This is a genomic window from Halalkalicoccus sp. NIPERK01, assembly GCF_030287405.1.
In the GTDB taxonomy this organism is placed as follows: Archaea; Halobacteriota; Halobacteria; order Halobacteriales; family Halalkalicoccaceae; genus Halalkalicoccus.
Map to the genome: position 1 here is coordinate 1 of NZ_JASVVV010000012.1, position 552 is coordinate 552.

At 67.6% G+C, this 552-nt stretch carries 1 protein-coding gene; it reads right to left on the reverse strand.

Annotation, left to right across the window (positions count from 1 at the left end):
- The coding region (locus QRT08_RS18395; RefSeq protein WP_286047449.1) for an isocitrate/isopropylmalate family dehydrogenase at positions 1-551 on the reverse strand (551 nt) is incomplete at its 3' end.
- Between the last annotated feature and the right edge of the window lies 1 nt (position 552).

Below are 552 nucleotides of genomic sequence, written 5' to 3' on the forward strand. Positions count from 1 at the left end.
GTTTGGCCCATCTCGTTCTCGACGAACTCCCTGACCTGTTCGGCCGCGTCGGTGCCGGCCTCCCACTCGATGCCGGCGTAGACGTCCTCGGTGTTCTCGCGAAAGGAGACCATGTCCATCTGCTCGGGGTTCGTGACGGGCGAGGGAACGCCGTCGAGGTGGTAGGTGGGCCGGACGTTGGCGTAGAGGTCGAGTTCCTTGCGGAGCGCGACGTTCAGCGAGCGAAAGCCGGCGCCGACGGGGGTGGTGAGTGGCCCTTTGATGCCGACGTGGAACTGTTCGAAGGCGTCGACGGTCTCGTTGGGGAGGTGGACGTCGTCGCCGTAGCGGTCGCGGGCGGCTTCGCCGGCGTAGACGCGCATCCAGGCGATGTCGTGGCCGGTGGCGGTGGCGGCGGCTTCGAGGACGGTTTGGGCGGCGGGGGCGACGTCGACGCCGATGCCGTCGCCGTAGATGATGGGGATGATGGGGGTGTCGGGGACGGTCAGGTGGTCGCCGTCGAATTCGATGGCCTGACCCTCGTCGGGGACGTCGACTCGCTCGTAGCTCATA